This window comes from Rhodococcus sp. NPDC056516, assembly GCF_042794655.1.
Taxonomy (GTDB): Bacteria; Actinomycetota; Actinomycetes; order Mycobacteriales; family Mycobacteriaceae; genus Rhodococcus_F.
Genome location: NZ_JBHTTG010000001.1, coordinates 651,336 through 663,496, shown reverse-complemented (window position 1 = coordinate 663,496; position 12,161 = coordinate 651,336). Strand labels below are relative to the sequence as shown.

Sequence of the window (12,161 nt, the reverse complement as noted above, 5' to 3'; positions counted from 1 at the left end):
TCGTCAGGTAAAAAGGTGTCAGCGCTGGTTTTGCTTTTTCGCTTGCGCCACGAGCCCACCGCCGAGAATCAGTCGCTGGATTTCGCTGGTTCCCTCGTACAGGCGCAACAGGCGAACTTCACGGTAGATGCGTTCGACCGGCACGCCGCGCATGTACCCGTTGCCACCGTGGATCTGCACGGCGAGATCCGCGACCTTGCCCACCATCTCGGTGCAGAAAAGCTTTGCCGCCGAGGGGCCGAGACGTCGATCCTCACCGCTCACGTACCGCGCGGCTACCTCACGCACCATCGCACGCCCGGCCATGACACCGGCCTGCTGGTCGGCCAGCATCGCTTGAACCAGTTGGAAGTCGCCGATAGCGGTACCGCCCTGTTCCGTGACCACGGAGAACGCGACAGATTCGTCGAGCGCTCGCTGTGCTGCTCCTACCGAGAGCGCCGCGATATGGACTCGTCCGCGTGCGAGAGACGTCATCGCAGCGCGGTATCCGGTGTCCTGGTCGCCACCGACGAGGGCCGACTCGGGAACCCGGACGTTGTCGAAGGTGACCTCGGAGGTCCAAGCACCTTCCTGACCCATCTTCTTGTCCTTGGGGCCGACCGTGACGCCCGGCGTGTCGGCCGGAACCAGGAACACTGCGATTCCCGGACCATCGGAATCCGCCGGGCGGGTGCGTGCGAACACCACGAACAGCTGCGCCAGTGGAGCATTGGTGATGAACCGCTTGTTGCCGTCGATGACCCAGTCGGATCCGTCCAGAACTGCCTTGGTCCGAAGGCCGGCCGGGTTGGAGCCCGCGCCCGGTTCGGTCAGAGCGAACGAAGCCACGACGTCACCGGAGGCGATGCGCTCGAGCCACTGAGCCTTCTGCTCGTCGGTACCGAAGCCGACCAATACCTGCCCGGCAATTCCGTTGTTGGTACCGAACATCGAGCGCAGCGCCAGGGAGGTGTAGCCGAATTCCATTGCCAATTCGACGTCTTGGGTGAGGTCGAGTCCGAGCCCACCCCATTCCTGAGGGATCGCGTAGCCGAACAGCCCGATGGCTGCGGCTTTCTTGCGTATGTCCTCAGGAATGGCGTCGGTGTCGGCTATCTCCTGCTCACGCGGAACGACTTCCTTTCGGATGAACTCCCGCGCAGTCGCCAAGATATCTGCGAAGTCATCTGCATCGACCTGCATTCCCACCACTCACCTTGCTGTTTCCGAAGTCCATGCCGTCCTCCGGAGTCAATACCGTGAGGCAATCGGAGTCAAAGACCTGAAAACGAACCGAAGGTAAGGCAGAACCTATAGCAAGTCTCAGACGGTGCGCAGTTCCCGCTTCAGTAGCTTGCCGCTCTGATTGCGCGGGAGTTCGGCCACGAAACGGACGTGCTTGGGCACCTTGAACGGAGCGATCCGTTCCTTGACGTGGGCAATCAACGCCTCGGGCGTCAACTCGTCGTTGCCGGCCTTGAGCACGACGATCGCGGTGACGGCCTCGATCCACTTCTCGTCGGGCGTACCGATCACGGCAACTTCTGCCACTGCGGGGTGCGTGTACACCGCATCTTCGACCTCGCGCGACGCCACCAGGATGCCGCCGGTGTTGATGACGTCCTTGATCCGGTCGACGACTGTGATGAAACCTTCTTCATCCCGCACGACCAGATCGCCGGAATGGAACCAGCCGTCACGGAAGGCCTCGGCGGTGGCTTCCGGATTCTCCCAGTAGCCGTTGCACAGCTGCGGCGAGCGGTAGAGAACCTCACCGGACTCACCGTCGGCGACGTCGTTTCCGTCGGCGTCGACCACGCGGGTTTCGACGAAGAACACCGCGCGACCGCAGGAAGACGGACGATCGGCATGCTCGCTGGGCTGGAGAACTGTTGCCAGTGGACCGATTTCGGACTGACCGAAGCAGTTGTAGAAGCCGATGTCCGGGTAACGCTCACGCAGGCGATTGAGCACGGTGACCGGCATGATCGAGGCGCCGTACTGCGCCTTCTTCAGCGAGGACAGATCGCGGGTCTCGAGGTCAGGATGGTTGGCCAGCGGTACCCACACGGTCGGAGCCAGGAACAGCGATCCGATCTTTTCGGCTTCGACACGGCGCAGGATTTCCGGGATGTCCGGCGCCTGCATCAGACTGACCGTCGCGCCCACGGACAGGTACGGCAGCATGAAGACGTGCATGCCCGCGGAGTGGTACATCGGCATGCAGATCAACGGGTTGTCACTCTTGTCGAGCCCCAGCGCGATCACCGAGGACACGTACTCGTGAACCAGCGCACCGTGAGACATCATGGCGCCCTTGGGCTTCGAGGTGGTACCCGAGGTATAGAGCAGCTGCGCCAGATCCGTCGACGTCGCACGCGGTTCGAAGACCGGTACCTCGCCTGCCTCACCGATCGTGACGACCGACAGTTCTGCATCCCGCAGCGCGATCACGTGGTCGAGATCAAGGTCGGAGCGGACCGAGTCGAGCGTCGACGCCAATGCCGGATCCACCAACACCGCGCGGGCGCCCGACTGCGCCACGAGGTACCGGAGTTCGTCCCCCTTGAGTGCGTAATTGACCGGAACATGCACCAAACCTGCTCGCGCACAAGCAAGGAATCCGATTGCATAGGCGTCGGAATTGGTTCCGTATGCCGCGACGCGGTCGCCGTGTTCGAGACCCAGACCGAGCAGATAGGCCGCGACCCGGGTGACCGCGTCGTCGAGTTCGCGGTACGTGCGGGTGCGATCCTCGAAGACGACGGCTACGCGGTCGGGGTACTTGGCTGCCGAGCGCCGAAGCACTCCGTCGACGGTGTTGGTGCGTGGATCCAGGCTCATGCGCCCCAGGTTATAGGACGTCCAACTAAACCGGAAGAGCGATCGTTACTTATTGCGCCATTCGGGCTTTCGCTTGTCCACGAAGGCTTGCATACCTTCTTGAGCGTCGCAGGTCACGGCGTTGGTTGCCATCGTTTCCGCCATCGCCTCGTACGCCTGCGCTTGCGGCAGATCGATCTGGTGATAGAACGCCTGCTTGCCGATCTTCACCGTCAAGGGGCTGGCCGTCGTGATCTTGGCGGCCAGTTCGCGCACCTCCCGGTCAAGGTCTTCGGGCGGGACGACAAAGTTCACCAGACCCCAATCCGCAGCGGTCTCGGCGTCGATCGTCTGACCGGTCAGCAACATCTGCATCGACCGCTTGCGCCCTACCGCCCTGCTCAGAGCAACCATCGGCGTCGAGCAGAACAGTCCGATCTTGACGCCGGGAGTACCGAAAACAGCGTTCGACGCTGCAACGACCAGATCACACGACGCGGCCAACTGGCAGCCCGCCGCGATAGCCGGGCCCTGGACTGCGGCAATCACCGGCTGCGGAATCCGCTGCACGGTCTCCATCATCTCGGTACAGCCGTCGAAGATCGCCCGCTCGTCCTCGAGGGTTCTCCCGATCATCTCCGTCAGATCGTGGCCCGCGGAGAACACCGGGCCTTCAGCGCGCACGACGACAACCCGTACGCGCTCGTCCGCAGCCAACTCGAGAAGGGCAGCCGTCACCTCGCGCATGGTCTCCGCCGAGAGCGGATTGCGGCGCGCCGGCCGATCGAGCGTCAGGAAACCGAGTCCCACCGATTCCTCGACGGAAATCTTCACTGCAGTGTTTTCTACCTGTGTCTGCGACATGTGTTCTCTCTACCAATCGAATCCGTCCCGGTCAACGAGACGAAAAGGGCATCCGCTCGCGCCGCGTCGATACGGTCCGGTCAATACTTCGCCACTACGAGGAGTGCCCATGAGCACCGATGTCGCCGTCACCACCGATCTCGAACAGATACTGCGCGCCCAGCAGGAAGCAACTCGCGCCGCCGGGCTTCCGTCCGCGCAGACACGACGCGAGCGCATCCAACGCGTCGTCGATCTCCTGGTCGCAAACCACAAGGATTTGACCGAAGCGATCAACGAAGACTTCGGCGGTCGAATTCCGGCCTACTCGGTGATGAATGACGTTCTGGGATCGATGGTTTCACTCAAGCACGTTCGTGATTCTCTCGAAGAGTGGATGATTCGCTCACCGAGAGCGACCGGAGCGATGCAGGACCAACTCGGTGCCACGGCGTACGTGTCGTACCAACCCAAGGGCTCGATCGGCATCATCGGAACCTGGAACGCACCACTCTTCACTCTCCTGAGCCCCCTCGCGTGCGCTCTGGGAGCGGGAAATCGCGCGGTTCTCAAACCGTCGGAGATCGTGCCCAACACTGCGGCCGTCCTGGCCGAGGCGGCGCGTCGAACGCTCGACCCTGTGGAGGTCGCGGTGGTGACCGGCGGCCCGGAAGTCGCTGATCTGCTGACGTCCCTGCCTTTCGACCACCTCGTCTTCACCGGCAGCACGACCGTCGGCAAGCTGGTCATGGCCAATGCTGCGAAGAACCTGGTTCCGGTCACCCTCGAACTCGGCGGCAAGTCACCGAGCGTCTTGAGCCGCAGTGCCGATATCACCTCTGCTGCTTCGCGTTTGGCTATCGCGAAGTCGACCAACGCCGGTCAACTCTGCGTCTCTCCCGATCTGATCTACGTCCCACGCGAGAACACGGAAGCGTTCATCGGCGCATTCACCGATCAGTTCACGGGACTGTTCCCCACCATCGCCGACAACAAGAACATGGTCTCGATAGTCAGCGATCGTCACCTTGCACGCATCGAGGGGTACATCGAGGACGCCGAAGAACGTGGAGCACGAATCATCACCGTTCCCGACGAAGAACTCTCCGCTGACACTCGTCGTCGCCCACTGCGAATTGTGGTCGACCCTCCGACCGACGCACTGATCATGAAGGAGGAGATCTTCGGGCCGGCCGTCGTGATCCTGCCGTACGACGAACTCGACAGCGTTGTCGCGGACATCAATTCACGTCCGAAGCCGTTGGCGCTGTACTACTTCGGAACCGATCTGGACGAGAAGGAGTCCGTACTCGAACGCACCGTCTCGGGTGGCGTCACCATCAACGACGCGATGTCTCACCCCGGACTGAGCGACGCACCCTTCGGCGGCGTCGGGGCTTCGGGTATCGGGCACTACCACGGGCGCGAGGGTTTCCTCGAGTTCAGTCACGCGCGAACGGTATTCGAAGCAGCGCAGCATGATCCGCGCGGCGAGTGGGGAATGCTCCCGCCTTACGGTGAGGGTTTCGAGCAGATGATGTTGGCTCAGGTGACGCCCTAGGGCCTCCGGCCCCGTGCGCCTTTTTGGTAGTTCGCGCTACCGGAAAGGCGCACCGGCAAGGCCGCGGCTGAGGAACTCCACCAACTGACCCGGCTCGGTGTCCTGCGACTCGATCAGTTGGATCAGCTCTTTCTTGTCTTCTACCGCAAGCGGTTCGATGCCACCGAAGGTGCGCATCGTGGACCCGGCCGGAAGAACACGAGCACACACGAGTGTGCCTGGCTCGAGGTTCAGCGAGCCCCACTCGTCCGTGACCTTCACCAGATGACCGTTGCGGACGTCGCTGAGGGTCACCAACTGTCCCGGCTCCGTCGAGGCAACCTTGTACACCGAGCGCGCAATTTTCAACCACTCGTCGGCCAGTTCCCGCTCGTCGGAGGGCAGCAGTTCTCCGCGGCGCTCGACAAACGCCTCGAAGATGCCGACGTCGAACAAGGCAGCATCGACGGCCAAACCACCTTCGACGGCCAGCGTCAGTGCCTCTTCGCTGTTGAACTGCTCGGCACGAATGAGCGCGAGATCGAATACGGCGTCGAAGTACTCCGGTGTGCGCGAGAACAACTGAGCCTTGACGTAGAGCCAGCTGGCCCGATCGTCGAAAGTCACTTCGGACTTACCGAGATGACAAACCTTGAACTTTCGACCGGAACCGCACCAGCACTTGTCATTTCGACCGAGCTCAGGATGCTCGGCCGGCGCATAGCGCTGAAGAACCTCATGCAGAACTTCGGACTCGCCGCCCTCGATCCGGCCCAGCAAAGCCAGCGCTCGCGTCACGTCGCTGCGATCGGCCGCCAGTAGCGCCAGATCGAAGATCGCCGGAGTCCAGTCGGGATCAAGATCGTGCGCTGATTCGTACGACGCCTCAGCGGCCAGGATCTTGCCGAGACGGTCCGAAGCCTTGCCCGCCAGCCAGTGCGCTGCCGGCTTGACTCGGCGCGGCCCCTTCTCCGCGAGAGCAGTTGCAACAGAATGCAATGCGGAATCATGGTCATCGAGTTCGGACAACAGTTCCAATGCTGCCGCAGCCGCGGGCGGCTCGGCGATGCCGACGAAGGTCTGCGGATCCTCCTTGATCTGCTTGCGCGCCCAGTCCGAGACATCCTCGACACCTTCGGCTTTCGCGGCCATGACCACATCGACGAAGGCGATCACCGACGCGGCTTCTTCGGAGTGCAGGTTCTCTCGAATCTCGAGCATCCTGGCCCGGTTCGCCAGGTGGTACGCCTCGAAATCGAAACCGTCCACCGCAACGTAATCACCGTCGCGAACGTAACCTGCCGCCTCGAGCATCTCGCCCAGCGGTGCGGTCGGCTGACGGAACAGCGACGGCTCGTCGAGCATCAACTGCCAGACAATGGCATCGAGGGTGTCCGCACCGATGTCGGCAAGGACCGTCGCCAGGTTCTCGCCGAATCCGGGTGCGGGATCCAGTACCTCGGGGATGGTGCAGAGCGTCAACTCGCGGTCAGCGACGAACAATCCGATCAAGTCACCTGCCGAGCACTCGGCAAGGGTGTCGGTGTCGAGCAGAAAACCTTCGTCGTGCGGGAACTCCGGGTCTTCGATCCCACGATCAGCCAACAGATCGTCGTCGATCCCGCGATGCACGACGCTGATGCCGTGGATCTCGTCGTCGTCACGATCGAGGAAAACTCGCAGCATCATCAGATCGGGATTGGCGTCGAGAACGCCGGACTTGATCTCCGCTTCGGTGAGGCGATGGGTCAACACTCGATGCTCGAACAACGTGTCGAGTGCGGCGTACCGCTCCTCACTCAAGTATCCGAGCAGTGGGTCCTCGACGTACTCGACGAATTCGGCCATGTCCTCGGCTGTACCGTGCCCGGCATCAGCCAACAGGGTGCCCCAGTCCGCCGCTGTCTGCGGGCCGTGCTCACGCAACAACTCCATCGCGGCTTCGGCGATCAAGTCATTGGCATCCATCGGTTCGTTCACCTATCCAACTTTAACGGGGTCGACTCGATACATCGTCACCGGTCATCGGTCGAGTGATCGGCGCCTCCACGCGACTCACGCACCAGTTCGTCGGCGTCGAGATCCTCGGAAGCAAGAACCTCGAGAACCCTCGCGGCCTGCGATTGCGAAGCCATGACCACCACGCCCACCGCAAGCGCGCCCGTGGGGGCCGTCAGGACCCGAGCACTGATCACATCACCGGGCTTGCCTTCGACCGAGCGCGAAACCGTGACGGTCTCCTTGGACCCACGATCGAGCAGCACGACACCGGTGTCCGAAGATTCGACCACCTCGTACACCGACCTGCTGGTTCCGAGCCACTGCGCGGCTGTCACTACTTCCGCCTCCGGGAGGAGTTCACTGCGTCTGGCCAGGAAGTCGGCAAAGATCCCACCCTCGAACAGAGCCACATCCAGTGCCGAGCCGTCGAAGATCGTGGCGGCGAGTAGTTCGTCCTCGGAGAGATTCTCGTTTTCGAGATCGTCGAGCCCGGTCACGGTGTCGACGAACTCGGAGGCAAAGGCAAACAGACATGCCTTCTTGTACAACCACCGACCGTCCGCCTTGACGGATTCATCTGCCTTTCCGAGGTGGCAAACCTTGTACTTGCGGCCGGAACCACACCAGCACTTGTCGTTTCGCCCGAGTTCCGGGTGATCGGCCGGGACGAAGTCCTGCAGTACGGCGTAGAGATTCTCTTCACTTCCGCCGTCGATCCGCCCGAGCAGTGACAGTGCCCGGATCACGTCGCCGCGGTCCGACGCGAACTGCGCCAATTCGAACAAAGCAGGACCCCAACCAGATTCGGCAAGTAGCGCCTTCTCGTAGTGCGCTTCCGCTTCGAGGACGCGTCCCAGCCGATCGACGGCCTTACCGGCCAGCCAATGAGCCGCCGCCCGCACCGACCTCGGCCCTCGCTCGGCCAGTTCGGCTGCAAGCGCTTCGAGAATCGCATCGGTCACCGGATCCTGATTCCGAAATCCGAGATCGAACACTGCTACCGCTGCACCCGGATCTGCTAGTGAGACAAAAGAATCCGGGGCAGCGCTCACATGACGGTGGGCCCAGTCCGCGATATCGAAGTCGGCGATGACCGCGTCGGTGTATCCGCGATCCGCCAGATCGACAAACGCGACGGCAGAGACAGCCTCGTCGTGGGTCAGGTCGTAGGTGCTGGCGACCAAGGCTGTCCGAATCTGCAGATCGTAAGCGTCGAAGTCGAATCCCCGACGCGCCAGCAATTCTCGCTCATGTTCGTAGCCTGCCGCCTCGAAGAACTCACCCAGCGGCGCAATGGGAACCGTGAAAAGTGACGGATCCGCGAGGAGGAGTTGCCAGCACACGGAATCGAGTGCCTCGACTCCGTCGTCCTCGAAAAGCGCGTCCAGGGCGGGAGCAAGATCGGGCTCGTCCTCGATCTCCACCAGGCGAAAAGCAAGTCTTCCGTCTTCGACGGCAAGACCGACGAGATCGCCGTCGGCACACTCGCCCAGGGTTCCGACCGGGAGAACCACAACTCGTCGACTCCGGAAGGGAGCAGCTCCGCGTTCCAGGGCTGCTACTTCCGCCAAAGCCACCCGGATCGCTCCGTCTTCGCCGCCGCCGAACGCCAAGATCGGTTCCAGGTCGGGGCTCGCGTCAAGGATGTCGGACGCAATCTCGAGCTCACTGAGCCGGTGAGTGAACACGAGCCCTTCGAGGGCCGCGTCGAGGGCGAAGTACTTTCCGTTGGGCAGGTACCCGAGCATCGGTTCGGACAGGTACTCGAGTACATCGGCCAACTCGGTCGCAGTTCCGTACTCCTCGAGATGGGTCGCCCACTCTTCGAGACTCAGCGGGCCTTGCTCGCGCAGAACAGCCACAGCAGCGGAGGCAATGGAACCAGCAGCGTCGTCGTCGAAATCAGTCACCCGCCAATGGTAGGCGACTTATTGCAGTCCACTGAGCCCCTCGCCCAGCACGGTCGCACCGAGGATCGCCAGGATGACCGCCATCATCACTGCGTTGTTGGCGGTCATCCATGCCTTCGCGGAGGCGAGGATCTCGTCGGCTCGCTTGCCGGAGAACACCTTCACCAGGATCGGCGACGCGATGCCGACGCTGGCGATCACCGTGAAGACGACCGCCGCAACAATCTGTTGAGCAACAACATTCGTGGCGACCGCGATAGTGGCCGCACCGGATACCGCCAGCGCAGCGTTCTTGGGATTGACCGCCGCGGACAAGAACGCCAACCCGAAAGCCTTGCGCGGCGTCAATCCGTCGATGCTCTTCATCCACTTCGGAACTGTCGGATCACTTCCGTCTCTCGGTCGCGCTCGCCACTGCTTGTACGCCAATCCGAACAGAACAAGGCCCAACACGATTCGTACGACGCTCGACCACACCGAAGTCTGCGACGACTCCGACTCCGCGAACGAGTAGTCCGCGATCACGATGGTCGCTGCAACGACCGCCGATATACCGAGCACCCACCCGAGGAGAAAAGATGCCGCCCCGCGAAGTGCTCCGGCGGTAACCATCACGAGCACGATCACTGCCATGGGCATCGAGACGAAAAGCAGACCGAGGGCAAGAGGCAGAGACAGACCGATCGCGGCTAGCACCGAAAACCTCCAGTTGAACACACGATCGATGACCGACACGAAATCATGACGGGGGTGGCAGCATGACCTCGATGAGATGCGGACCGGGCTCCGCCAGCGCTGCGGCAAACTGCTCCGCCAACTCCTCCGCCGTGCTCGCCCGTGACGCCGGCACACCCAGGCCCTCGGAGATCTTGACGTAATCCATGTTCGGAGACGACAGATCCAGCATCGACTGTGCGACGACGCCGGCGCCTTCTGCGCCGACGCGTTGCAACTCGCCACGCAGAATGGCGTAGGCGCGATTGTTGAGCAGAATCGTCGTGACGTTCAACTGCTCTCGCGCCTGCGTCCACAACGCCGTGATCGTGTACATCGCGCTTCCGTCGGCTTCGAGATTGATCACCGGCCGCTCCGGCGCTGCCACCGCGGCGCCCGTCGCAACCGGAATTCCCTGGCCGATGGCCCCTCCGGTGAGCGTAAGCACGTCGTGGCGCGGCGCTCCGGCGAGGGCGATCGGAATCGCCCAACCGGAAGTGGCAGCCTCGTCGGAGATGATGGCATCGCCTGGCAGCAGGGCACCGATAACGTCGGCCCAATTTCGAACGTCCAGAGGCCCGCTCGGTAGTGCTGGCCGATTCACTTCCTGCAGAACAGGTTCGACTCCCGGTGCCACGAGTTCTGCCACTGCTTCCAGAGCACCGGCAACATCGTCGCCGACGCTCGCCAACGTTGTCACCGCAGCGCCCTCCGGTGCCAGATCACTCGGTTTTCCGGGATACGCAAAGAATGAGACCGGCGAAACCGCGCCGGCCAGAACCAGCTGAGTTGTTCCGCGAAGTTGTTCGGTGGCGTGCTCGGCGAAGTACCCTAAGCGCTCGAATGACGGTAGCCCGGCGCCCCGTTGAAGCCTCGCTGGGAAGGTTTCGACCAGAATCTGCGCACCCGTCGCGACGGCGATCCGGGAAGCGGCGCGCAGTCCGGCTTCGGAACACGCTGCGCCGCCCAGCAGTAGCGTCGCGCGGCCCTCGGCATTGAGCGCGCCTACCACCGAGTCGATCTGTGCTGCAGAAGCTTCCGCTCGCGGCGGTATGTCCCGAGGCTCCGCAAGCACTCCACCTTCGCCCCACGAGACGTCAGCAGGTAGGACCAGTGTCGCGATCCTTCCGGGCGAATCCATTGACGCGGCAACGGCGTCAGCCGCATCGCTACCGACGGTCGCAGTGGATTCGGAACGTCGACTCCACCCCTCCAGCCATTCGGTCAGCGCGTCGATGTTCGATTCGAGAGGAGCGTCGAAACCGTGATGATATGTCGCGTGGTCCCCGACGATGTTCACGATCGGTGTGTGGGCGCGGCGCGCGTTGTGAAGGTTCGCCAGTCCGTTCGCCATACCGGGGCCGAGATGGAGCAGCGTCGCGGCAGGCTTTCCGGCGATCCGTGCGTAGCCGTCCGCGGCACCGGTCACAGCGCCCTCGAATAGGCCGAGTACGGCTCGCATCCGGGGAACGGAATCGAGTGCGGCAACAAAATGCATCTCGGACGTTCCGGGATTACCGAAGCACACCTCGACACCCGAGTCGACCAGACTCTGGATAAGTGACTGTGCACCATTCATATCGGTCACCTCTTCTTCATGAAAGCTGCGAATGCTTCTTGCGCTTCATCGGATCGTCGCCGTCTCGCGAAATGATCCGACTCCACGTCGATGGTTTCCAGCAGGGAGTCGAGATGCGGTCGACGGAGCAGCATCTTCGTGAGCGCTACCGATTCAGCCGGGGAGTCTGCAATGCGAACTGCACGGTCCAGCGCCACGTCGAGTGCGGTGCCGGCCTCCACGACGCGATTGACCAGACCGGCCTCGGCGGCCTCGTCGGCGTCGAACATATCTCCGAGCATCAACAGTTCGGTCGCGCGTTTGAGGCCCGCGATCTGTGGCAACAAATAGCTCGATCCACCCTCGGGCGAGAGCCCGAGCGGAACGAACGGCAAGCGGAATCGTGTACCTCGTCCGGCAAATGCCAGGTCGCAGTGCAACAACATCGTGGTGCCGATCCCGACTGCAAATCCTTCGACCGCTGCGACAATCGGTTTACGTGCGGTGACAAGTGCGATCAACAGATCCTTGGCCTCACCGCCGTCCTCGCCGGCAGTGTCCTGAAAACTTCCGATGTCGTTACCACTGGTGAAGACACCACCGGCACCCGTCAGCACCGAAACCCGCACTGCATCGTCGCCGTCCGAATCCCGGATCGCGTTCGTGAGTTCGCGGTACGTCTTCGCGTCGAGCGCGTTGCGCCTCTCCTGGCGGTCCATCGTGAGCAACCGAACTCCCGGTGTGTGCTCCTCGATCCGAACAGTCATTCGTACCTCCGTCGTAGCCGAGA

The 12,161-nt window shown here is 62.5% G+C and carries 9 protein-coding genes; 1 reads left to right on the top strand and 8 read right to left on the bottom strand.

Translation table 11 applies throughout. The features are described 5' to 3' along the window. Window positions 1–18: 18 nt before the first annotated feature. From ACFQ6Y_RS03195 to ACFQ6Y_RS03185, 3 genes are all read right to left on the bottom strand, one after another. Window positions 19–1,185, bottom strand: coding sequence for an acyl-CoA dehydrogenase family protein (locus ACFQ6Y_RS03195; RefSeq protein WP_007729538.1), 1,167 nt, complete (start codon window positions 1,183–1,185; stop codon window positions 19–21). A 120-nt stretch (window positions 1,186–1,305) separates the two neighbouring features. Beyond that, on the bottom strand, window positions 1,306–2,826 hold the full coding sequence (locus tag ACFQ6Y_RS03190) for an acyl-CoA synthetase (RefSeq protein ID WP_378628881.1): 1,521 nt from the start codon (window positions 2,824–2,826) through the stop codon (window positions 1,306–1,308). 45 nt (window positions 2,827–2,871) lie between these two features. Further along, window positions 2,872–3,669 carry an enoyl-CoA hydratase gene (locus ACFQ6Y_RS03185; protein WP_378531354.1) on the bottom strand — a complete coding sequence of 266 codons (798 nt, stop codon included), beginning with the start codon at window positions 3,667–3,669 and terminating at the stop codon, window positions 2,872–2,874. A 109-nt stretch (window positions 3,670–3,778) separates the two neighbouring features. Here ACFQ6Y_RS03185 and ACFQ6Y_RS03180 point away from each other — a divergent pair, with 109 nt between their 5' ends. Beyond that, on the top strand, window positions 3,779–5,209 hold the full coding sequence (locus tag ACFQ6Y_RS03180) for a coniferyl aldehyde dehydrogenase (RefSeq protein WP_378628879.1): 1,431 nt from the start codon (window positions 3,779–3,781) through the stop codon (window positions 5,207–5,209). Between the two features lie 36 nt (window positions 5,210–5,245). Here ACFQ6Y_RS03180 and ACFQ6Y_RS03175 read toward each other — a convergent pair whose 3' ends face one another. Genes ACFQ6Y_RS03175 through ACFQ6Y_RS03155 form a run of 5 tightly spaced genes read right to left on the bottom strand, consistent with a single transcriptional unit; the run spans window position 5,246 to window position 12,138 of the window. Further along, window positions 5,246–7,168 carry an SEC-C metal-binding domain-containing protein gene (locus tag ACFQ6Y_RS03175; RefSeq protein WP_378628877.1) on the bottom strand — a complete coding sequence of 641 codons (1,923 nt, stop codon included), beginning with the start codon at window positions 7,166–7,168 and terminating at the stop codon, window positions 5,246–5,248. Window positions 7,169–7,203: 35 nt separating this feature from the next. After that, entirely contained in the window at window positions 7,204–9,099 is a 1,896-nt protein-coding gene (locus ACFQ6Y_RS03170) for an SEC-C metal-binding domain-containing protein (protein WP_378628875.1), read from the bottom strand. 18 nt (window positions 9,100–9,117) lie between these two features. Continuing rightward, window positions 9,118–9,795: a GAP family protein gene (locus tag ACFQ6Y_RS03165; protein WP_378628873.1), complete on the bottom strand. Its 678-nt coding sequence runs from the start codon at window positions 9,793–9,795 to the stop codon at window positions 9,118–9,120. A 43-nt stretch (window positions 9,796–9,838) separates the two neighbouring features. Continuing rightward, on the bottom strand, window positions 9,839–11,401 hold the full coding sequence (locus ACFQ6Y_RS03160) for an acetolactate synthase large subunit (RefSeq protein WP_378628871.1): 1,563 nt from the start codon (window positions 11,399–11,401) through the stop codon (window positions 9,839–9,841). Next, entirely contained in the window at window positions 11,398–12,138 is a 741-nt protein-coding gene (locus ACFQ6Y_RS03155) for an enoyl-CoA hydratase/isomerase family protein (protein ID WP_378446891.1), read from the bottom strand. Before ACFQ6Y_RS03155 ends, ACFQ6Y_RS03160 begins: the two co-directional genes overlap by 4 nt. Window positions 12,139–12,161: the final 23 nt, after the last annotated feature.

What these genes read in the sequence shown, in the direction of transcription:
- ACFQ6Y_RS03195 (WP_007729538.1), bottom strand. Translation starts at nt 1,185, where the DNA reads ATGCAGGTCGATGCAGATGACTTCGCAGATATCTTGGCGACTGCGCGG.
- ACFQ6Y_RS03190 (WP_378628881.1), bottom strand. Translation starts at nt 2,826, where the DNA reads ATGAGCCTGGATCCACGCACCAACACCGTCGACGGAGTGCTTCGGCGC.
- ACFQ6Y_RS03185 (WP_378531354.1), bottom strand. Translation starts at nt 3,669, where the DNA reads ATGTCGCAGACACAGGTAGAAAACACTGCAGTGAAGATTTCCGTCGAG.
- ACFQ6Y_RS03180 (WP_378628879.1), top strand. Translation starts at nt 3,779, where the DNA reads ATGAGCACCGATGTCGCCGTCACCACCGATCTCGAACAGATACTGCGC.
- ACFQ6Y_RS03155 (WP_378446891.1), bottom strand. Translation starts at nt 12,138, where the DNA reads ATGACTGTTCGGATCGAGGAGCACACACCGGGAGTTCGGTTGCTCACG.